This is a genomic window from Acinetobacter sp. RRD8, assembly GCF_031844225.1.
Classification (GTDB): domain Bacteria; phylum Pseudomonadota; class Gammaproteobacteria; order Pseudomonadales; family Moraxellaceae; genus Acinetobacter.
Map to the genome: position 1 here is coordinate 180,717 of NZ_JAUZUU010000003.1, position 18,627 is coordinate 199,343.

At 43.5% G+C, this 18,627-nt stretch carries 19 protein-coding genes; 7 read left to right on the forward strand and 12 right to left on the reverse strand.

The window, feature by feature from the left end:
* Window positions 1–8: 8 nt before the first annotated feature.
* Window positions 9–638 (reverse strand): class I SAM-dependent methyltransferase, encoded by a 630-nt coding sequence (locus Q9R24_RS04980; protein WP_311203843.1) that lies wholly within the window; start codon window positions 636–638, stop codon window positions 9–11.
* A 191-nt stretch (window positions 639–829) separates the two neighbouring features.
* Here Q9R24_RS04980 and Q9R24_RS04985 point away from each other — a divergent pair, with 191 nt between their 5' ends.
* Window positions 830–1,393, forward strand: coding sequence for a hypothetical protein (locus tag Q9R24_RS04985; RefSeq protein WP_253100522.1), 564 nt, complete (start codon window positions 830–832; stop codon window positions 1,391–1,393).
* A gap of 73 nt (window positions 1,394–1,466) precedes the next feature.
* On the opposite strand, the gene Q9R24_RS04990 is transcribed toward Q9R24_RS04985, so the two are convergent.
* Window positions 1,467–1,799 (reverse strand): HopJ type III effector protein, encoded by a 333-nt coding sequence (locus Q9R24_RS04990; protein WP_005101257.1) that lies wholly within the window; start codon window positions 1,797–1,799, stop codon window positions 1,467–1,469.
* 174 nt (window positions 1,800–1,973) lie between these two features.
* On the opposite strand from Q9R24_RS04990, the gene crcB reads away from it, so the two are divergent.
* Window positions 1,974–2,354, forward strand: a complete 381-nt coding sequence (gene crcB, locus Q9R24_RS04995) for a fluoride efflux transporter CrcB (RefSeq protein ID WP_222112303.1) — start codon at window positions 1,974–1,976, stop codon at window positions 2,352–2,354.
* 89 nt (window positions 2,355–2,443) lie between these two features.
* Here crcB and Q9R24_RS05000 read toward each other — a convergent pair whose 3' ends face one another.
* Together Q9R24_RS05000 and Q9R24_RS05005 are read right to left on the reverse strand one after the other, a co-directional pair.
* Entirely contained in the window at window positions 2,444–2,695 is a 252-nt protein-coding gene (locus Q9R24_RS05000; RefSeq protein WP_004732342.1) for a type B 50S ribosomal protein L31, read from the reverse strand.
* Window positions 2,696–2,791: 96 nt separating this feature from the next.
* Window positions 2,792–4,090: an AarF/ABC1/UbiB kinase family protein gene (locus tag Q9R24_RS05005; protein ID WP_311203844.1), complete on the reverse strand. Its 1,299-nt coding sequence runs from the start codon at window positions 4,088–4,090 to the stop codon at window positions 2,792–2,794.
* Window positions 4,091–4,377: 287 nt separating this feature from the next.
* Here Q9R24_RS05005 and Q9R24_RS05010 point away from each other — a divergent pair, with 287 nt between their 5' ends.
* Window positions 4,378–4,584: a DUF1737 domain-containing protein gene (locus Q9R24_RS05010; RefSeq protein WP_311203845.1), complete on the forward strand. Its 207-nt coding sequence runs from the start codon at window positions 4,378–4,380 to the stop codon at window positions 4,582–4,584.
* A 42-nt stretch (window positions 4,585–4,626) separates the two neighbouring features.
* Here Q9R24_RS05010 and Q9R24_RS05015 read toward each other — a convergent pair whose 3' ends face one another.
* A complete protein-coding gene (locus Q9R24_RS05015) occupies window positions 4,627–5,985 on the reverse strand; it encodes an MATE family efflux transporter (protein WP_311203846.1) in 1,359 nt (452 codons plus the stop codon).
* 39 nt (window positions 5,986–6,024) lie between these two features.
* Window positions 6,025–6,483 carry a DMT family transporter gene (locus Q9R24_RS05020; protein WP_005108571.1) on the reverse strand — a complete coding sequence of 153 codons (459 nt, stop codon included), beginning with the start codon at window positions 6,481–6,483 and terminating at the stop codon, window positions 6,025–6,027.
* A gap of 126 nt (window positions 6,484–6,609) precedes the next feature.
* Between Q9R24_RS05020 and hemW the strand changes: the two genes are divergently transcribed.
* Together hemW and Q9R24_RS05030 are read left to right on the forward strand one after the other, a co-directional pair.
* Window positions 6,610–7,764 carry a radical SAM family heme chaperone HemW gene (gene hemW / locus Q9R24_RS05025; protein ID WP_311203847.1) on the forward strand — a complete coding sequence of 385 codons (1,155 nt, stop codon included), beginning with the start codon at window positions 6,610–6,612 and terminating at the stop codon, window positions 7,762–7,764.
* Between the two features lie 173 nt (window positions 7,765–7,937).
* Complete coding sequence (locus Q9R24_RS05030; RefSeq protein WP_311203848.1) at window positions 7,938–8,882, forward strand: HNH endonuclease; 945 nt, start codon at window positions 7,938–7,940, stop codon at window positions 8,880–8,882.
* Between the two features lie 80 nt (window positions 8,883–8,962).
* Here the strand turns inward: Q9R24_RS05030 and Q9R24_RS05035 are convergent, their stop codons facing one another.
* The 5 genes from Q9R24_RS05035 to hemF all read right to left on the reverse strand — a co-directional run bounded on the left by Q9R24_RS05035 (window position 8,963) and on the right by hemF (window position 13,954).
* Complete coding sequence (locus Q9R24_RS05035; protein ID WP_004281542.1) at window positions 8,963–9,172, reverse strand: cold-shock protein; 210 nt, start codon at window positions 9,170–9,172, stop codon at window positions 8,963–8,965.
* 374 nt (window positions 9,173–9,546) lie between these two features.
* Entirely contained in the window at window positions 9,547–11,370 is a 1,824-nt protein-coding gene (locus Q9R24_RS05040; protein WP_004281541.1) for an acyl-CoA dehydrogenase C-terminal domain-containing protein, read from the reverse strand.
* A gap of 398 nt (window positions 11,371–11,768) precedes the next feature.
* Window positions 11,769–12,557 (reverse strand): shikimate dehydrogenase, encoded by a 789-nt coding sequence (aroE, locus tag Q9R24_RS05045; RefSeq protein WP_005263792.1) that lies wholly within the window; start codon window positions 12,555–12,557, stop codon window positions 11,769–11,771.
* Between the two features lie 99 nt (window positions 12,558–12,656).
* Window positions 12,657–12,863: a hypothetical protein gene (locus tag Q9R24_RS05050; RefSeq protein ID WP_004281539.1), complete on the reverse strand. Its 207-nt coding sequence runs from the start codon at window positions 12,861–12,863 to the stop codon at window positions 12,657–12,659.
* A 134-nt stretch (window positions 12,864–12,997) separates the two neighbouring features.
* Window positions 12,998–13,954, reverse strand: coding sequence for an oxygen-dependent coproporphyrinogen oxidase (gene hemF / locus Q9R24_RS05055; RefSeq protein ID WP_243474166.1), 957 nt, complete (start codon window positions 13,952–13,954; stop codon window positions 12,998–13,000).
* Between the two features lie 238 nt (window positions 13,955–14,192).
* Here hemF and hemN point away from each other — a divergent pair, with 238 nt between their 5' ends.
* Window positions 14,193–15,566, forward strand: coding sequence for an oxygen-independent coproporphyrinogen III oxidase (hemN, locus tag Q9R24_RS05060; RefSeq protein WP_311203849.1), 1,374 nt, complete (start codon window positions 14,193–14,195; stop codon window positions 15,564–15,566).
* A 139-nt stretch (window positions 15,567–15,705) separates the two neighbouring features.
* Here hemN and ribA read toward each other — a convergent pair whose 3' ends face one another.
* On the reverse strand, window positions 15,706–16,308 hold the full coding sequence (ribA, locus tag Q9R24_RS05065; RefSeq protein WP_004281536.1) for a GTP cyclohydrolase II: 603 nt from the start codon (window positions 16,306–16,308) through the stop codon (window positions 15,706–15,708).
* Window positions 16,309–16,617: 309 nt separating this feature from the next.
* On the opposite strand from ribA, the gene dxs reads away from it, so the two are divergent.
* Complete coding sequence (gene dxs, locus Q9R24_RS05070) at window positions 16,618–18,528, forward strand: 1-deoxy-D-xylulose-5-phosphate synthase (RefSeq protein WP_216986344.1); 1,911 nt, start codon at window positions 16,618–16,620, stop codon at window positions 18,526–18,528.
* Window positions 18,529–18,627 lie beyond the last annotated feature (99 nt).

Below are 18,627 nucleotides of genomic sequence, written 5' to 3' on the forward strand. Positions count from 1 at the left end.
GTCGTAAATTAGCTTCCTGGTTTACGAACACGTGCTAACAACATGCGTTGGCCAATCTTGGGTATACCTTCCGCATCTACATAATTTAAAGTTTCTATTTCAAAACCGGTTTCCAGCAAGGCGGTCTCAATATCCCGATTCAGATGACAGCCATCTGCGACTTTCTTTTGAATGGGAGTGAGTAAATGTTGTAGACGCTGAATATTTAAATTTTGTCGATTCAGAACATGTTCGACCACATGTAAAGTCCCACCCGGTTGTAGCACACGATAAATTTCCTGCAGGCTCTGTTCCAGCTCTGCAATACTACAAAGCGTCCAGGTAGATACAATATTTTCCAGACTATTTTCGGCAAAAGGTAAAGCTTCTGCACTGGCCTGAATATGTTCGACCTGAAAAGCGGCCTGTTGAATTCGTGATTCTGCCAGTTTGAAGATCGTCGGGTTTGGTTCTAGTGCATAGACCTTATCAACCGATTGATAAAAAGGCAGATTCAGGCCGGTACCAAAACCAATTTCCAGTACTTCACCGGAAATATCCAAAAGTAGTTCACGACGCAAGTCCATCAAGGATGGCGTTTGCATCACTTGATTCAGCAGATGCGGAAAGATATGTTGTTGATAAAGTTTATACAGCATTTGAGTTATTTTAATTTGATGGAAATACGTTCTAGCTTAACTGAAAAATAAAATGACAGGCATATATCGAGCTGACTAAATACGTGCAGTTTGTTACCAAGTTCAACTGTTTATTCATTAAAAAATCCGTAAGATCAAGGAAGATATCCTTAAAACGTTTGATCAACTTGATTAGGATTAGATTAAAAATTATGCTCAAATACTTTAAACATTATGCTTTGCTGGCCAGCCTGTTGCTGCCTATTTCGGGCTATAGCTCGGTCGACCACAATATTGCCAAAGGTTTGCCTCCTGTCGTTAAAGGCCAGTCAATTTCGGTCTTGCAGCCCTTTAAAGGTGATTTCCGTATTCTGGGTTCCAAGGTTTATAGTTCTGACCCGCAAGCCAAATTCTCTCCGATTGATTATGCCGTCAGTTGGGGGCTGTTTGCTGAACCTGAAATTGCCCGACATATCACAGTGAATCAATATGACCGTTATTTAAACTGGAAAATGGATCGGGTGCCAGTGCCGGTAGAACAAGCCAAGCAGATGGTGTCCAATATGCATATCATTCCTGCCAATCCTGAAATTGCCAAGGCAATTAAAAAAGTAAAGCGTGGCGATCTGGTGCGTATGCAAGGGGAACTGGTTGAAGTGCGTGACAAAGATCTGGTCTGGAAATCATCCTTAACTCCGACCGATACGGGTGATGGTGCCTGTGAAGTTTTCCGCGTCAGTTCTATTAAGTGGATTGAAAAAGTCGCTAAGAGCTAAAGCCAGCTTCATGCATGTTTCCGAGTCTCATAAAAAACCGCTCTGATGAGCGGTTTTTTTATCTGCTTAGTACTTACTTCGCAGTTAAAGCTTGACCTTCAAAGGCAATTCCATCCCAGCCATTGAGCATAAACTGGCGGATATTCTGATGATCAGTCGCCTCTGGCGTTGCCAATACAGAAGCATAATGCTCAGCAAACAGGCTTAAGGTCTGTGCCTGATCCAGACCATTTAATTGTGCAAAAGAAAAGACTTTGGCGCTGCCCTGGTTTTCTGTGGCCGCATTATTCTGCTGGCCATTTTTAAATGCAGTCGGTGTATGCGTATAACGCGATTCGATATAAGTAATCACATCTGCAAATTTTGCTTCGCCTGCTGCCAACTGGGCCAATAAATCCTGTGCCATACTGTTTTTCCTGTGCCATTCATGAAAATTGGATGCAATAAATATAGCAATTTTCTTGCGAAGTTCCATGGTATTTCATTGATTTTCGGTTCAAGATAATAGTGAAATTTATCCATGCTCAATACGAAACTTTGGATAAAATAAACTTGATCAATAAATAGAACAGGAAAAAATATGAGCTGGCTTTGGGTGGCAATGGGTGGGGCAATCGGTGCCAGTCTGCGTTATGCAGCAGGACTTTGGCTGTTTAAACCACAAATGCAATTTCCCTGGCCCACCTGGTGGATCAATATTTTAGGCTGTTTATGTGCCGGGATTTTTTTTGCCTGTAGCCAGAAATATCCAGCACTCCAACAAGAAGCTCGTCTGTTTTTAATGGTGGGGATTCTCGGTGGTTTTACCACATTTTCCAGTTTCGGTCTGGAAAGCTTTGTTTTATTGAAACATGGCGCTATGGGCCTAGCGCTTTTATATGCATTATCCAGCTTGATTGTCGGCATTATTGTTCTGGCGCTGGGCTTTTATTTAACTTCACTCGTGTTGGCACAGAGTTAAAATCAGCGCATAAAAAAGTCAGGAAATTGGAGGTCATTTCCTGACATAAACCACGATTTAAATCTTAAGATAACCGAGGGTTTTCGATTTTAACCACGTTTAAAGCGGCCAAAACGTTTATTAAAGCTTGCCACACGTCCTTCATTGCTGGTCTGACGTTGCTCACCCGTATAGAAAGGATGAGAAGCGCTTGAAATATCTAGTGTTACATAAGGATATGTTTTACCTTGATATTCTTTGGTTTGGCTCGAGTTCATCGTGCTGCCAATCACGAAATAGGCATCGGCATTGGTATCATGGAATAACACTTCACGATACTCGGGATGGATATCTGAACGCATATCTAACTTCCTCATGATTCTTGATTAAATGTTATAATGTAACATTTGATATTTCAAGTAATCTAGGGTTACAGCGTGTAAGCCTATCGTCTCAACTTAGCTTCGACTCGGTACCAGTTCTTCAAATACATCGCTTAAATCATCATGTACTTTGAGATGAATCAGGTTCCAGTATTGTCCTGAAATTGTCCGGTTCACCATCAAGGTATCAGGAGAGGGCTTAAATACATCCCAATATTTCAACGAAGGTTTTAGTAGCTCCATCCCATCATGATGCGCTGAGTTTTCGGCAAAATCATAGTGAGTGACCAGAGGACGCATGAGCACTTCCAGCCATTGTTCATATAATTCTTTCGGGAATTTTCCAGTTTCAGTCAAGGAATGCAGTGCATCCAGTTGTTGCTCGATCACGGGAATATTCTTCTCGCGTGCAGCATGGATCAGTTCCCTAAAATGTCCAATCACTTCAGTTGATAAGGTTTTGACGCCACCATAATCATAAACAATCACAGAGCCATCTTCACGGAAGGCGAAGTTACCCGGATGCGGGTCACAATGAAAGCGTTTCAGATAAAAAATTTCTTGGCCAATGGCGCGCAACAGACGACGTCCCAAAGCATTTCGGATCTCGAGTGACCAGGTGCTGGCGGTTTCGATACTGTCACCAAGCTCCTGGCTTAAGGTCAAAATATGTCGCGATGAATACTCATGAAACACTTTCGGAATCACAATTTTATTGTCCAGAGATTCATGGAAGGCACGAGCGATTTCCAGATTCTGGGCTTCAATTTCATAGTTCAACTCATTGTCCAGACTGTGCTGAATTTCTTTAAAAAGCTGCTCTTGAAGTTTACGATCAATCTTTAATACGCCCATCATGCGCAGTGCCAGACGAACTTGCTTCAGGTCGCTTTCGCAGGCTTCATCGACACCAGGATATTGCACCTTGACCACAACTTGCTGGCCATTCGGCAGGGTGGCTTTATGCACCTGACCAATCGAGGCCGCGGCAAATGGCTGTTCATCAAACTGCTGGAAAAGTTGCTGCAAAGGTTTACCCAATTCTTTTTCTACTTGTGCCTGAATTTCTTTAAACGGCATGGGTGGGGCCTGACGCTGTAATTTAGCAATGGCTTTAGCGACTTCGGGCGGGAAAACATCTTTATATTGCGAGGCAATCTGGCCAACTTTCATGACTGCGCCTTTCATCTCTCCCAAGGTATCCGCAATCTGCACCCCAATATCCTGAAATAATTTACTGCGCGCAGTATTTTTCTGCTCGTCATCGGCAGTTAAATTTTTAATGGAATTGGAGAGGGTTTTACCTGCAATACTTGCGGTCATTCCGGCAAGTTTCATAAAGCGACGACCGGGTGTGCTAGCCGTTTTTGCCATGCGAGATTCCTTGAAACCAACTATGAATGGATGTATTTGATCATAGGTGACAAAGGTTCAATTGCCTAGATTTAATTGTAGAGGTTGTGTTGTGATTTCCTTCAGCTTCTCCATGTTTAATGCATCATCTTTGATTTGTTAAAAGATTTATCTTTATTGCTTGCGTTTAAACTATAAGAATATGCCGGAATCCGTCATCGTTTTAGATAAGACCGAGTACTAATTCTGAATGTTGTTTTATAGCTAAAAGCTTAGAATAAACAGAGTGTAGTAATGAAGAAAATTCAATGAAAGTCTATCGATATTTTACCGGGAAAGATGATGTACATTTTTGTGCGCGGGTGACCCGTGCCTTAAATGAAGGTTATGAGCTATATGGTTCACCCACCATGAGTTTTAATGGTACGGATGTGATTGTGGGGCAGGTGGTGATTAAAGATGTAGTGGATGAATCTGAGATTCTACAAGGATTAAAAAATGCGCTGGATCTTTAATCTCAGCGCATTTTCTAGCTTAAATTAATCAAATAAAAGTGTTTAGTTGTTTAGACTTAAGCGTTTATTATTGCCATATAAACGGCCCAATAAAAGTATACAAGCTACGCTGAGGCCTACAATCAGGCCAACCCAGACACCGGCGGCGCCCATGTCGGTAAAGCGGGACAAATACACCCCGACCGGGAAGGCGATGACCCAGTAAGCCAGCATGGTAATCCACATTGGCCCCTTGGTATCCTGCATGCCGCGCAGACAACCTGCCGCACTGATCTGCCAGGCATCCATCAGCTGATAGGCAATGGCAAACAGAATCAGATAGACTGCAATTTGGGTCACGATCAGATCTGAGGTGTAGAGTGCCACGATTTCATTGCGAAAAACCCAAAGCAGAATCATGGTCAGGATCGCCAGAATAGTGGCAGTAATCAGGCCGAGATATTGTACTTTACGCATGGCTTGCCAGTTCTGTTCACCATAGTAGGTGCCAACCCGAATGGTCAGGGCAATCGCCAGTGACATGGGAATCATGAACAGTTGTGAAGTGACAGAAATAGCAATCTGATGGGCAGCGACAATGGTCTCACCCAAAGGACTCAGCACAATTGCTGCTGTACTGAAAATACTGACCTCAAAGAAGATCGCCAATCCAATCGGAAAACCCAGTTGCAGAATACGCTTCACCCATTCCGGGTTGATTTTTTCCCAATGAGTAAAAGGCTGGGTACGTTGATAGGCCTTATTCTTAAAGATATACAATGCCAGAGTCATGAGCATTAACCACTGCAAAATCGCTGTGGCAAACCCACAGCCTGCACTGCCCAGGGCCGGAACAGGGCCAATACCATACATAAAGATATAGTTCAGCGGAACCAGCAAAACCAGCGCCAATAAACTAATCACGGTGACCGGGCGAGGATTTCCAATCGCTTCTGAGTAGCCGCGTAAGGCTGCATACATGGTTACCGCAGGCATACCAAAACCAATCGCATGCAGGAATAAACCGGCTTTGGGCTGCAAGCTTTCCGGTACACCCAAGAGAGGTAAAAGGGCTGGCAAAACTTGTAGAATCAAGCCGGCAATTACCCCAAGAATCAGGGCAACCCAAAGTGATTGACGTGCAATGGTGGCAATTTTTTCAGGTGTACGTGCGCCATTGGCCTCAGCAACCAAAGGCGTCGTGGCAATCATAATGCCACTAAACAGCAGCATCACCGGAATCCAGAGTCCTACTCCGACGGCAATCGCGGCAAGATCGGTAGCAGACAGGTGACCGGCCATAATGGTATCAATCAGACCCAGACCAGCCTGAGAAAATTGGGTCACCAGAATGGGTAACATCAGATGAAACAGTTTTTTTAATTCAAAACCAAAGGTTGTGACTGGTGAAACATTCGACACAAAAATTACTCATCGTGATCATGTGCTTAAATAGAAGGTTTAGCGTTGTAAAGTGAGAAGCACACCAATAAAAATTACCACGCCGCCTAAAAGACGTTGCCAATTAATCGGCATTTTTTCATTACCCAATAATCCCAGATGATCGACCAGCATCGACATCACCATCTGACCAAAAATAATGAGACCGCTAAGAACCAGAAAGCCAAGTTTGGGCGCTGCATAAATGCTCATGCTAATCGCGTATACACCCACGATGCCCCCGAGCCATAAATACCAGGGAACACTCATCAGTTCCTGTAAACCGGGTTTGGGATTGGACTGAAAAAGTACGATTACGGCGAGCACTATTGTACCAATCAAAAAGGAAAAAAATGCAGCTTGAATAGGAGAATATAAATATTCTTTTAGTTGTGTATTAATTGCGGTCTGGAGTGTCAATAAAACACCGATTGCAAAAACCAAAGGAAGTAAAATAATAAGTTGAGAAGATATTTTCATAATTTTAACTGACTAATTCTATTTAAATTTTTAGGCATATCACACGATCAAATTTAATTTTAGCAGTGTTGCCGCCGAGTCATGTTAAAATTCCGCTATATCTTGTAATCGTTTTTGAGTAGTTCTTTGGCTGAATTGAATCCTGCTGCTGTCCCTTTGTCCTTATATATTCATATGCCTTGGTGTGTGCGCAAATGTCCTTATTGTGACTTCAATTCACATGCGGTTCCGGATGGTCAGCTATCACTGGAATTGGAACAGGAATATTTACGAGCACTGGTGGAAGACTTTAAAACTCAGGTCGATTTTGCCCAAGGCCGGCAGATTCACAGTGTCTTTATTGGTGGGGGGACGCCGTCACTGATTTCTGCCCTAGGCTATCAATGGTTATTTGATCAGCTCAAAGCCGTTATTCCCTTTGCCGAAGGCTGTGAGATTACGCTGGAAGCCAATCCCGGTACGGTCGAACATGATCCGTTTGCCGGTTATTTGCAGGCCGGCATTAATCGTTTGTCAATTGGGGTGCAGAGTTTTAATACCGAGCATCTCAAGCGTTTGGGACGGATTCACAGCAATGAAGATGCGATTTCTGCCATTGGGCTGGCACGTGAAGCTGGCTTTCAGCGCATTAACGTCGACTTGATGCATGGTTTACCGGAACAGACTTTAGAACAGGCTTTACATGATTTAAAACTGGCGGTAGAACAGGGTGCTACGCATATTTCCTGGTATCAGTTGACGATTGAACCCAATACGGTATTTTTCCGGACTCAACCGATTTTGCCTGTCGATGAAGTATTGGAAGATATTCAGGAGCAGGGTGAGCTTTATTTAAAAGCCCAGGGTTTTGTCAACTATGAAGTTTCGGCTTGGCGTAAAGAACTGCCTTCAGCGCATAATCTGAATTACTGGCAGTTTGGTGATTATCTGGCAATTGGCGCCGGAGCACATGGCAAAGTCACTCAGCCGGATGGCGTGTATCGGTTCCAGAAAACCCGTCTACCTAAGGACTACTTAGCCAAAGTACCTGCAGAACATGTGCAGTTTAAGCGCATTGAAGATGCCGACCTGTCTTTTGAATTTATGATGAATGCCTTACGTTTAAATCAGGGTGTGGAAGCCAAACTCTATGCTGAACGTACCGGTTTGAGTCTAGATACTTTAGATGAGTTACTGAGTTCTTTACGTGATAGAAAATTAATGGTCGATGATCAAGATCGGCTTTCATGTACCGAGCAGGGGCATATCTTTTTAAATTCGGTGCTGGAAGAATTTCTTTAATTATTTAATTTCTCCATTATTCTAAAAGAAACCCTAATAGGATTTTATTGGGGGTTTTTTATTGCCTTAAATAAAATGCCTAAAGTCTGATTGAAGCTTTCTTAGAGAGAAGTTTTCTGAGAATATTCAAAGATTAAATTAAATGAATATTATAATTTCTAGAGGGTGGGCAGGTGGATACATTATGGGCTTTTCAACAGATGGATTTAGCTGATACCCGATTTTTTATTTTCGATAGTAAAGCTGATCATCTCGTCTATGGGGATCTAGACTTTGAAGAATATCATTGGGATCAGTCTAAATATAATAGAGTCAGGGAAGGAGATTTCTTTCTATATCGCCGACCGCAAAAAGCCTCTGAAATTAAAAATCAATTCTATCTTTATGGTGCAGGCCGTATAGCCAAGATTATTGCACCTACTGCTATTCCTCAAAATCATCAAAAACGCCGAACCAAACCGGTCTTTGCGGAAGTGATCGATGGTATACGTTTTATAGATCCCATTCTACAGTCCGATTTGGAAGATTTTCAATGGACTTTTAAACCACGCGGAAATACTTGGGCACATTTTTTTCAACAATATGGCATGAATGAGATCACGGCAGATGATTTTTGGCGATTACTTAAATTAGCGGGAAGAGGAGAAAAACAGGACACTTTACTAGATACGCATTTGCGTCAAGAAATCCTTGATTATAGTGTTGAAGATCAATATGCAAGGGTAAATGTTCGCGGTTCGCCACACCAGAAATTTGCTTTACAAGTTAAACTTAATTATCAATATCAATGTGCGATCTCCGGCATTAAGACCAAAACTTTTTTAGTGGCTTCTCATATCGTACCCTGGTCTGAAAATCAGGCACACCGAAAAAATCCGCGTAATGGAATTTGTTTATCTTCTTTATTGGATCAAGCTTTTGATCAAGGATTTATCACGCTAGATAAAGGGCTTAAAGTGTGTCTTGCGAATCAAGCCAAGCAAGATGCGAGTTTATACGCCTATTTAAAACCCTATCACGGTAAACGAATCGACGTACCAAAACGTTTTGCACCTGATCCGGTATTTTTAGCCTGGCATAGAGCACACCGGTTTTTAGATCAACCCAATAATCTTTAAAAACTAGCGCTGAATGAAAGAAATTACAGGCACAAAAAAAGCACTCTAAGAGTGCTTTTTTTTAATATCTTGCGTCTAAATTATAGAGCAACGATATTTACAGCTGTAGGGCCTTTTTGACCTTGAGCTACGCTGAAAGAAACCTTTTGACCTTCAACTAAAGTTTTGAAACCTGAACCAGTGATTTCGCTGAAATGAGCAAAAACGTCTGGACCTGATTCTTGTTGAATGAAACCGAAACCTTTAGTTTCGTTGAACCATTTTACTGTACCGTTAACTGTATTAGACATAATATAACCTATTGAATCGTATGAATTTATAGCCAAAATTTCAGATGACTAACTGTAACTTTGAAAAATAAAAAGGATGGAGCTTTTTGATCTGTAATACGAAGGTTTATGACTAAAACTGCGATACTTAAAAGAAGACTAACCAAAACAAGAATTTTTCTAGTTGGGATTATCATACCGCTTATTTTGAGATATACAAGCGTTTTATTTGGCTAATTTATTAGGATGTTGAAAAATATAAAATTAAATTTGTATATTTTCTATCCAGAAAGGTTTTTTAAGTTGAAGAAGGGCATCTACATCAATAAAAAGAGCGCCGAAGCGCCCTTTTCAAGTCAATTTACAGCTTAGTAATCGAAGCTAAAGTGTTCTGGTTAGTAATCGAAGCTAAAGTGTTCTGGCGCGAGTGCCGTCATGGTTTTAGACGGATTCACCATCGCTTCTGCATGACCTTGGGTACGTGGCAGGATACGTTCAAAGTAGAAATCAGCAGTTTTGATTTTTGCTTTATAGAACTCTGGTACTTCCGCACCATCGCCAGAAGCCAGTTTGGCTGAAGCGACTGCGGCTTGTTGTGCCCAGAAGTACGCCATCATCACATAACCGGAGAACATCAGGAAATCGACTGATGCAGAAGAAACGATGTCGCGGTCCTTACGTGCAGCCAGCATGATACGCACAGTTAGTGCATTCCACTGTGCACAGAGCTTGGTTAAATCCCAGGCAAAGCGGCGCATATATTTATTACGTGCATGCTGACCGCAGAATTTCAGGATTTCAGCAGTGTAATCACGAATCACTTTGCCTTTCGAGGTCAACAGCACTTTACGACCAATCAGATCCAGTGCCTGAACGCCTGTTGTGCCTTCATACAAGGTAGAAATACGTGAGTCACGTACGATCTGTTCCATGCCCCATTCTTTGATATAGCCGTGTCCACCGAAGACTTGCATACCGTGATTTGATGCCTCATAACCCATTTCGGTCAGGAAGCCTTTCAGGATTGGAGTATAGAACCCAAGATGGTCATCATGCTGTTCAAATGCTGCAGTATCGCCACGCAGCAAAGCATCATTCATGTTGTCGGCAATTTTTGCTGCATGATAAATCATGGCACGGCCACCTTCAGCAATGGCTTTTTGCGTCAATAGCATACGGCGGACATCAGCATGGTGAATGATCGCATCCGCTACTTTTTCCGGATCTTTTTTGCCAGACAGGGCGCGCATTGACATACGCTCTTTGGCATACGGTAAAGCACCCTGGAATGACAATTCAGCATGACAAATACCCTGAATCGCAGTACCAATACGCGCCGTGTTCATAAAGGTGAACATAGCGTGCAAGCCTTTATTCGGTTCGCCAATCAGGTAGCCAGTCGCATTGTCAAAATTCAGTACAGCCGTTGCTGAAGCGCGAATCCCCATTTTGTGTTCAATCGAACCGCAGTTCACTGGATTACGCTCGCCGATCCCGCCATCTGCAGCAGCAATAAATTTCGGTACGATAAACAGAGAAATCCCTTTGGTACCTTGCGGTGCATCCGGAAGGCGTGCCAGTACGATATGTACGATATTTTCAGTCAGGTCGTGCTCACCTGCGGAAATAAAGATTTTGGTGCCTGAAATGGCATAGCTGCCATCTTCTTTCGGCTCTGCTTTAGTCTTAACTTGACCCAAGTCAGTACCACATTGCGGCTCAGTCAGACACATGGTGCCCGCCCAAGTTCCTGCAACTAAGTGAGGCAGATACGTGTTTTTCTGCTCATCGGTACCATATTGCATGATAGTGTTGATACAACCCACACTTAAACCCGGATACATCTGGAATGACCAGTTTGCAGTCCCCATCATTTCCGATTTGATCAGGTTTAAAGACATTGGCAGGTTTTGGCCACCAAATTCTTCAGGATAAGACAGACCTTGCCAGCCACCTTGTACGAACTGGTCGTAAGCTTCTTTAAAGCCTTTCGGTGTTTTTACTTCGCCATTTTCAAAATGACAGCCTTCTTCATCACCGCTTTGATTCAACGGCGACAGTACATTTTCACAGAAATCTGCAGCGCCTTCTAAGATCATATCTACCGTGTCGGCATCGGCATATTCACCATTCGACAAATTCTGGTAGTGCGCAGGGTAGTCAAGCACTTCATTCATAAGGAAGCGAATGTCGTGTAAAGGGGCTTTATATGCTGGCATGCGTTTAATCCTGATTGAAATTAGTTTTGGATTATCTGTATCGATTCTTTGATTATTCACATTCGGGATAAAAAAACATTGATGAATTCAGTGAATAAAAATGTCAGAAAAGCGAATCGATTTTTAAGGCTAATGAATGAAATCATCGAATTTCATCATTAGGTGTTTACATTACAGGAAGATTAAAAACTTGTTATATCAATGGAATTTAATGAGTTAAAAGGTGATTTGTCCAGTATATTTTTGTATGAATTGTGCTCGGATTCAGGTGGCAAAATAACTCATTTTAAAATGTCATTAAAACCAATCCATGGTTTTTCAGCTTATAAAAAGTAGTAGGAGGGAAGTAAAGGGTTGCAGTTGCAACCCGAACTGAACTCATTAGAGAGATAGGGGTTTTAAAGAAACTCTTTTAAATCCGGTTTGATACCATTCCAGATGTAAAAAGATTCAATTGCTTGACCGACCAGCATGCCAAAACCTTCAGATGTCGGTACACCGCGTGCCTTGGCTTGATCCAGAAAGGAAGAAGGTTTGCCATAGGCCATTTCATAGGCCCGTTTAAACTGTAGCGTTTCCGGTAAAACCAGGGCATCACCGCTGAGACTGGCAGAAGTGGCATTAATCATCAAATCAAATTCACCGGCTAAAGTGTCTAGTGAAATCGCCTGTAATTCGACTTGCGGTACGGCATTCTGAAGATCAGCGACCAGTTGTTCCGCCCGTGCCAAGGTACGATTGGCGATCACGATTTTTTTCGCACCTGCCTGGGCTAGGGGATAGATTACACCACGCGTGGCACCGCCTGCACCAATAATTAAAATATCTGTATTTTCCAGTGGCCAATCTAGTGCTCGAATTGCTTCAACCAGTCCCTGACCATCGGTATTGTCGCCATGCAGCACACCATTTTCCATCCATAGCGTATTCACGGCTTTGGCAATTTTGGCCCGTTCACTCAGCACCTGACAGTGGGCAAAAGCCTGTTCTTTAAAGGGTACGGTGACATTCATGCCACTACCGCCATTGCTAAAGAATTCCTGAATGTTGGCTACGAAGCCATCCAGTGGCGCCAGACGCTTGGTGTAACTCAGGTCGACACCAGTTTTAGCAGCAAAGGCGTGATGCAATTCTGGAGAACGTGATTGTTCAATCGGGTTACCAATCACGGAAAATTGTTTGCTCATTTCACAATGTCCATGTGCGGAAATGGCCATCAATATACGTGAAAAAGCGCAGAGACTAAAGCCTGCGCGATTTTAAATTGCTGTTAAGTGATCCGGGTTTTAGGAACTGCAAATATCCATAATATGTTCCGCAAACATCAGCGCCATACTGAGAACAACCCCAAACCCAGTCAGGATACTCACCAGAATAGCGGCGCCATCCAGAATCAGGTTGTGACTCAAAATTGCGGTACTCATCGCGCTGATGGCGAGAGCCAGAAAAAGCCAAAAGGCCAACACAGGTAGATTTAATTGAAGATTATGCATTGTTATTCTCACTAGACATCAAATGGAATATGATCGATGTAGCGATAGGGTGCCGCGATCAAATCAGGTATTTCTATGCAGCAGTATAGAGGATATATCTATTAAAACAGCCCTCTATTTGAGGGCCGTTTGTATCATTTCATTGCGTTGGATTTTAATTCTGTTAACCAGTTATGTGGTTTCAGGTAGTAATCTGTTAAACGTTTTTCCGGTGAGCCCTCATCCCATTCAGGGCGATATGACCATCCGGTAAGCGGGGGCAGGCTGACCAGAATCGATTCAATCCGGCCGCCAGTCTGCAAGCCAAACAGGGTGCCGCGGTCATAAACCAGATTGTATTCCACATAACGGCCACGACGGTACAACTGAAACTCGCGTTGTGCTTCGGTATAAGGCTTATCCTGATTGCGCTGGAAAATCGGCAGAATGGCTTCTAGATATCCATTGCCTACAGCCTGCATATACTGGAAACAGGTTTCAAAATCCCATTGATTCAGGTCGTCAAAAAACAAGCCGCCAACGCCACGCTGTTCATCACGATGTTTCAGATAAAAATAATCATCACACCATTGTTTATGTTCAGGATAAACCTCTTCGCCGAATGGCGCACATAGATCATGCGCCGTTTGATGCCAAGACAGTACATCTTCATCATTCGGATAAAACGGGGTCAGGTCAAAACCGCCACCAAACCACCAAATCGGATCCTGACCTTCTTTTTCAGCCACAAATAAACGCACGTTGGCATGCGAAGTCGGTACATTCGGGTTTTTTGGATGGATGACCAGTGATACCCCCATTGCTTGCGCTTTGGCACCGGCAATATTGGGATGGCGTTCGGTCGCAGAAGCAGGTAGCTTGGAAATGTTGATGTGGGAGAACATTACCCCACCTTTTTCAATCACCGTACCATTTTGCAAAACACGTGAACGGCCACCACCACCTTCTGGACGCTCCCAGTCATCGATGATAAATTCGGCCGTACCGCCGCCAGCACGTTCCTGCTGTTCTAATGCTGCACAAATCCGTGCCTGCAAGTCGATGAGAAATTCACGAACGCGTTGAATATCCGTAGATGTAGGATGCTGCATCAGAGCCCTCGTAGGGAAATAAAAAACTAACGACATCAAAGCATAAAATCAGTCAAAGATTAAGGTCTAATTTGGTGATGCAATTCATCAGCCCAGACATTACATTCCACTATTTATAAGCAGAATGCATCATTAAATCCGACTAAATGGCTAGGTTGAATTCTTTTTTCAAGCTCAGCACAATAACTCACAAGCGCTCATTGGCTTGAGCATTTCTCGACGGTAATAGGTGGGTGTCATGTCGGTACAGGTCAATTCCCTGATTCAAAAATACAATGTTCCCGGGCCACGCTATACCAGTTATCCCACTGTTCCGTATTGGGAAGAGCAGAATTTCTCGCTGGAACAATGGAAGCAAACGCTAAAAAAGTCTTTTGATGAATCCAATCAAAGCGAAGGCATTAGCTTGTATATCCACCTGCCATTTTGCGAAAGCCTGTGTACCTTCTGCGGGTGTCATAAGCGCGTGACCAAGCGCCATGAAGTCGAACAACCTTATATTCAGGCACTGCTGAAAGAATGGGATCTATATTGCGAGTTATTACAAGAAAAGCCCATCATTAAAGAGATTCATTTTGGTGGAGGAACGCCGACCTTTTTTTCAATGGCACATCTGGCTCAACTAATTCAAGGCATTCTGGCCAAAGCAGACGTAGCGCCTGAGTATGAATTCAGTTTCGAAGGTCATCCCAATAATACTACGCGTGAACATTTGCAGGGATTGTATGACCTGGGTTTTCGTCGGGTCAGTTATGGTGTGCAGGATTATAACGAAACCGTGCAAAAGGCGATTCACCGGATTCAGCCTTATGAAAATGTTAAACAGGTGACCGAATGGGCGCGAGAAATTGGCTATGAATCGATTTCCCATGATCTGGTCTTTGGTCTGCCATTTCAGAGTCTGGATGATGTTTTAAATACTATTGAACAAACCAATTCGCTCTTGCCGGACCGTCTGGCTTTATATAGCTATGCACATGTGCCCTGGATTAAAGGTAATGGTCAGCGCGGTTTTAAAGATGCCGATGTGCCCAAAGATGCGATCAAACGGGAATGCTATGAAGCGGGTAAAAAGAAACTTCTGGCACATGGCTATCATGAAATCGGTATGGATCATTTTGCCTTAGAGAAAGATGCGATGTACCAGTCCTTTCAAGCGGGAACATTGCACCGCAACTTTATGGGATACACAGCCTCTAAAACCCAGGTGATGATTGGGCTAGGCATTTCTTCAATCAGTGATAGCTGGTACAGCTTTGCGCAGAATGTGAAAACCATTGAAGAATATTATGAATGCCTGGCGCGCAATGAAATTCCGGTATTTAAAGGACATGTCTTAAATCAGGAAGATTTGATCATCCGGCAACATATTCTAAATTTGATGTGCAGCTTTAGCACCTCATGGGAAAATTCCGAGATGCTTTTCCCTGAAATTGATGAGGTTTTGGAACAGCTTGACGAAATGGCACAGGATGGTTTGATTCAATTTTCAGACTCGTCAGTCACGATTCTGGAGAAAGGGAAACCATTTGTACGCAATATTTGTATGGCTTTTGATTTACGTTTAAAGCGACGCATACCGGAGAACCGGATTTTCTCGATGACGATTTAATCTTCCCCTAACCCCATTTTTAAGAAAGATAGGGAAAACCTCCCCGAGCAAGACTTAAGCATTGCTTTAAGTCGAAGCGCAAGAAAGGGAGGTTTGGAGGGATTAAGTTAAAATAAGGTAGGACAGGGTTTTAAAAATATTAAAAATCATCCTTTTTATAAAGATGTGCCATGCGTTCGTGCTTGGTCTTGAGATATTGTTCATTAAAAGGGTTTAAACCCACAGTCAAAGGCACACGATCGATCACGTTAATTCCCTGGGCTTTTAAAGCCTCAATTTTAGAAGGGTTATTGGTCACCAGGCGTACTGCTTTCACCTGTAAATGATCCAGCATGATGCTACACATATCATACTGGCGTGCATCTGCGGGCAGGTTCAGCATTAAATTGGCATCTACGGTGTCATGTCCCTGATCTTGCAGAGCATAAGCGCGAATTTTATTGGTCAGGCCAATGCCACGACCTTCCTGACGCAAATACAGAATGACTCCGCGGCCCAATTCATTGATCAGTTTTAAAGTCGCTTGCAATTGCGGGCCACAGTCGCATTTGAGCGAAGCAAAGGCATCACCGGTTAAACATTCAGAATGCACACGCACCACTACAGGCTCATCTGATATTTCTTCAAGCCCTTTGGAAAGTGCGACATGTTCTTCGCCAGTCTCAGGGTCTTGAAATACAGTAATTTTAAATTCACCGTGAGCGGTAGGTAATCTTGACGTTGCGACAAATTCGATTGGCACAGCTGAACCCGTTAAATCCTGAAATTGGCTAAAGTATAGCGTAATGATTGAACATTGGTAGAATTGCAAAGTCGAAATTCTGCAATAGATTTTCTTTTTTGTAGAAAGCGAACGATAATAGTTGATAAATAGTAAGATTATTCAGGATAATCGTAGGCTGCAATTTTTTCACCCCGACGAGATCATTGTTTAATATTGCATCGCTAGAAGCGTAGCTGAATTGAAGCTGCTACAATTCAGCTATATGATCGGGTACTCCCCATTGACCTAGCTTTAGATTTGCCAGGCTTTAGAAGGCTTTGCCATAATATGCTGTATACAGAAATCCCAACTCAACGCCCTGTAACACCGTTGCTTGATGCGATCAATCATCCTGAGCAACTGCGTGCACTCGAGCAAAGCCAGCTAGAACAAGTGGCGGATGAGTTACGTCAATTCATTTTGTATGCTGCCGGGCAAAGTGGCGGACATTTTGGTGCCAATCTCGGTGTGATTGAACTCACCGTGGCTTTACATTATTGCTTTAATACACCGCATGACCGCCTGATCTGGGATGTAGGTCATCAGGCCTATCCGCATAAAGTGTTGACTGGTCGTCGTGAACAGCTCACCACGATTCGTGCCAAAGATGGTCTGGCTGCGTTTCCGGCTCGTGAAGAATCTGAATTTGATACCTTTGGGGTAGGGCATTCTTCGACGGCGATTTCTGCTGGCCTAGGTATGGCGCTGGCACGTCGTTATCAGAACAAGCCGTGTGAAGTGGTATCGATTATTGGCGATGGCGCCATGACGGCAGGTATGGCTTTTGAAGCTTTGAATGATGCCGTGGCACACAGTGCTGATCTGATGGTGGTGCTGAACGACAATGATATGTCGATTTCTTGCAGTACCGGTGGTTTTGCCAAACATCTGGCTGCCATTTGGGAGCGCGGTGAGTTCGTTAATGTTACCGAGCAGGGTGAGGCATATGTACAGCCACATCCAGAATGGTTGTATAACTCGCGTTTGCACAGTGCAGCAACCGATGCTGCAGATAACTTATTCCAAGCCATCGGCTTTGACTATTTTGGCCCGTACGATGGTCATGATGTCAAACAGCTGGTGCATGTCTTTAATGCGCTGAAAAAGCGTAAAGGCCCACGCCTGATTCATGTCTATACTAAAAAAGGCAAAGGCTTTGCTCCGGCAGAATCCGATCAAATCAAATATCACGCGATTAGCAAAATCAACGCCGTTGCCGCCAGCAATACTGCACCGAAATATTCGGATGTATTTGGACAATGGCTTTGCGATGAAGCGGCACAAGATGCCCGTTTGCTCGCAATCACACCTGCGATGTGCGAAGGCTCAGGCATGGTCAAATTTGCCAAAGAATATCCGGAACGTTTCTTTGATGTCGCGATTGCCGAACAGCATGCGGTTACCTTGGCTGCCGGTATGGCTTGTGAAGGCTTGAAGCCGGTGGTTGCAATTTACTCGACTTTCCTGCAACGCGGTTATGATCAACTGGTACATGACGTGGCTTTGCAGAATCTGGATGTTACTTTCGGTATTGATCGTGCCGGTCTGGTTGGTGAAGATGGCCCGACGCATGCCGGTGCTTATGACTATGCCTATATGCGTACTATCCCGAATATCGTGATCATGGCGCCGAAAGACGAAAATGAATGCCGTCAAATGCTGCATACAGCGTATTTGTATCCAGGGCCGGCAGCGGTACGTTATCCGCGTGGCAATGGACTGGGCGTCGATATCCAGCAAAAGATGATCGAGATTCCGATCGGTCAGGCGGAAATTGTGGCCAGCTTTAATGGGCAGTATGATGAATATATTTCTGTACTGGCATTTGGTAGCCGGGTACAGGCTGCAGTCGACGCTGCTGAAGCATTTGCCGTGAAACATGAGATTGGCGTGCGTGTGGTTAACATGCGTTTTGTCAAACCACTGGATACTCAAATGCTCGATGATCTCGCTTTAAGCACCAGTCTGTTTGTCACGGTGGAAGAACATGCAGTGATGGGCGGTGCGGGTAGTGCCGTGAATGAATATCTGGCAGAAGCGCAGATTGTCAAACCGATACTGAATTTGGGTCTGGATGATACATTTATGGCACAAGCGACTCATGCACAGATGTTACAGCAGGCGGGGCTGGATGCGCAAGGTATTGAAAAATCAATCAATCAGGCTTGGTCCAACCTAGGGCAAAGCGTCTTGTCATAATATCTTAAAAATTTTAGACACATTTTTCCCAAAAAAGCCCTGATATTTGCTAAGATATCGGGGCTTTTATGCATTATTCTTTATCAGTGTCTTCAAATT

Excerpts from the sequence above, each read along its gene's own strand:
- Q9R24_RS04980 (WP_311203843.1), bottom strand. The coding sequence starts at position 638 with ATGCTGTATAAACTTTATCAACAACATATCTTTCCGCATCTGCTGAAT.
- Q9R24_RS04985 (WP_253100522.1), top strand. The coding sequence starts at position 830 with ATGCTCAAATACTTTAAACATTATGCTTTGCTGGCCAGCCTGTTGCTG.
- Q9R24_RS04990 (WP_005101257.1), bottom strand. The coding sequence starts at position 1,799 with ATGGCACAGGATTTATTGGCCCAGTTGGCAGCAGGCGAAGCAAAATTT.
- crcB (WP_222112303.1), top strand. The coding sequence starts at position 1,974 with ATGAGCTGGCTTTGGGTGGCAATGGGTGGGGCAATCGGTGCCAGTCTG.
- Q9R24_RS05000 (WP_004732342.1), bottom strand. The coding sequence starts at position 2,695 with ATGCGTTCAGATATCCATCCCGAGTATCGTGAAGTGTTATTCCATGAT.
- Q9R24_RS05005 (WP_311203844.1), bottom strand. The coding sequence starts at position 4,090 with ATGGCAAAAACGGCTAGCACACCCGGTCGTCGCTTTATGAAACTTGCC.
- Q9R24_RS05010 (WP_311203845.1), top strand. The coding sequence starts at position 4,378 with ATGAAAGTCTATCGATATTTTACCGGGAAAGATGATGTACATTTTTGT.
- Q9R24_RS05020 (WP_005108571.1), bottom strand. The coding sequence starts at position 6,483 with ATGAAAATATCTTCTCAACTTATTATTTTACTTCCTTTGGTTTTTGCA.
- Q9R24_RS05035 (WP_004281542.1), bottom strand. The coding sequence starts at position 9,172 with ATGTCTAATACAGTTAACGGTACAGTAAAATGGTTCAACGAAACTAAA.
- Q9R24_RS05040 (WP_004281541.1), bottom strand. The coding sequence starts at position 11,370 with ATGCCAGCATATAAAGCCCCTTTACACGACATTCGCTTCCTTATGAAT.
- aroE (WP_005263792.1), bottom strand. The coding sequence starts at position 12,557 with ATGAGCAAACAATTTTCCGTGATTGGTAACCCGATTGAACAATCACGT.
- Q9R24_RS05050 (WP_004281539.1), bottom strand. The coding sequence starts at position 12,863 with ATGCATAATCTTCAATTAAATCTACCTGTGTTGGCCTTTTGGCTTTTT.
- hemF (WP_243474166.1), bottom strand. The coding sequence starts at position 13,954 with ATGCAGCATCCTACATCTACGGATATTCAACGCGTTCGTGAATTTCTC.
- hemN (WP_311203849.1), top strand. The coding sequence starts at position 14,193 with ATGTCGGTACAGGTCAATTCCCTGATTCAAAAATACAATGTTCCCGGG.
- dxs (WP_216986344.1), top strand. The coding sequence starts at position 16,618 with ATGCTGTATACAGAAATCCCAACTCAACGCCCTGTAACACCGTTGCTT.